A 1,972-nucleotide genomic window follows, 5' to 3' on the forward strand; every position below is an offset into this window, starting at 1 on the left:
ATCAGTGAGGTAAAGAAATCTGTTATCTTTTGAAAAGAAAATAACCTGGCTCAGGGGTTTATCTTCCACATACCAGGTAAGGAGTTTTTTCCATTCCCCCTCTTCATTTTCCCTGACAATAACATCAGAAGTTCCATCATTATTTGACAATACCATCCCCTGTAATTTAAGTTCATTGTTTATTAACCAGTTAATTACATTTCCGGGATTCCTGTAAATAAGACTTATTTCTCCTGTAACTATAGATCTTCAGATAATGTTTTTGACATTAAGCAGCCAATAACATAGTATCATATTTCATATAATCGTTAAAAGTTTGAATATACAATCCCATAAGGTTTTTAATCTCGTCTTTTTGAGTTGAAAAATACTGTAAAGCTGTATCAACAGATGTGACAAGGTTTTCAAATTCAGGGAAATATCGATTATGTGTAGCTCTTTTCTTCATTTTCTTCCATAAAAATTCAATAGGATTATAATCAGGTGAATATGAAGGAAGCTGGAAAACAGTTAAGTGATTTTTATATTTTTCAAAGAAAGCCATAGTGGCACTACTGGTATGATATCTTGCACCATCTTGAATAAGTATAATATGCTTGTAAGCCTTTTGTATTATTTCTTCCAAAAAAGTCTGATATTTTTCAGAGTTAAATTTACCTTCTTCCAGAGGTTTGGAAAAGAAATTTCCAGAAAAAAAATCAATAACTCCAAACAATTTATAACCTTTTCTCTTTCCTGCGGTTTTTACCAAAGGCTGTTTTCCTACCAAAGACCAGGTATAACTCAATGACCCCCATTGAGCAAAACTTACTTCATCTCCAAATAAAATCATACTATTTCTTTCCAATGCTAAACTTAATATTTTTGGCCAGGTTTCCTCTAACCAGACTCGACGTTTTTCACTATCAAGATGGTCTGACACAAAACGGGCTTTCTGATATGAAAATCCTAAATTTTGTAAAAGTTCACATACGTAATTTCTATTATATAAAACTCCGAACTTTTCCATGATAAGCTGCTGAACTATTAACGATGACCAGCATCCTACGGGATATCCTGCGTTTAAAGGACTTTCTTTTAGTATTTCAATTAATTGAGCCTTTTGTTTTTTTCTTAATTTTGGTTTTCTACCTGATGGCTTTTTATAGACCAGACTATCTAAACCTTTTACAATAAATTCTTTTAACCAATCATAAACGCTTTGTCTTGATATTGAATTTTCCTTTGCAACTTCAGATATTTTACCATTTTTAGATAAATCTATAAGGACATATATTCTACGTATTTTCTGTTTATTCCCTCTTTTATATGCTTTTTGTAATTCAATTATTAGCTTCTGGACAGTCGCTTTACTAAATTGTATAATATTCATTGGAAATGCCTCCTATAGTTTTTTTGTTAATATTTTAACAAATTGGCATTTCCTTTTTTATACTTTGTCTAATTCTTTTTCTGAAGATCTATATATAGTTATTTTTCTTCCTACCAGGACACAACATCCATCTTCTCCGTGCGGTTATTAAGATGGGGGAGAGTTCCAAATAAAATATAGAAAAATTACGATAGGCAGTGGATGCACCATATAAATAAAGTAAGAACCTCTTCGGGTAAAAACTGAAGAGGCTCAAATATTTTGCAGGTGTAATGTCAGTTACAGCAGAAAAAAGGAATAAATGATATTATTTTCTTTAAGTAAATTCATCTCAGAACTTGACAATTAATTTCAAGTATATATAATAGATGGGATAATTAAATTAAGAAAGGAACTTGATTGTATGCCAATTTTTGAATACAGATGTAACGAATGTAATGAAGCATTTGAAGTGTTGAAGCTGAGCAGTAAAGATAATCACACCACCTGTGCTTCCTGCGGGAGTGAAAGAGTCCACAGAATTATATCATCAGTGGGTATTATTTTTAAAGGTTCCGGTTTTTATGTTACAGATTCTAAAAAGAATTCAACCATTGACAG

At 31.4% G+C, this 1,972-nt stretch carries 2 protein-coding genes; one reads left to right on the forward strand and one right to left on the reverse strand.

What is annotated here, in order from left to right:
• Nucleotides 1-268 precede the first annotated feature (268 nt).
• Entirely contained in the window at nt 269-1,372 is a 1,104-nt protein-coding gene (locus tag AB1349_13965; protein MEW6558432.1) for an IS630 family transposase, read from the reverse strand.
• A 403-nt stretch (nt 1,373-1,775) separates the two neighbouring features.
• Between AB1349_13965 and AB1349_13970 the strand changes: the two genes are divergently transcribed.
• On the forward strand, nt 1,776-1,972 hold a 197-nt coding region (locus AB1349_13970; GenBank protein MEW6558433.1), incomplete at its 3' end, for an FmdB family zinc ribbon protein.

It is taken from the genome of Elusimicrobiota bacterium, assembly GCA_040757695.1.
Lineage (GTDB): Bacteria > Elusimicrobiota > UBA8919 > UBA8919 > UBA8919 > JBFLWK01.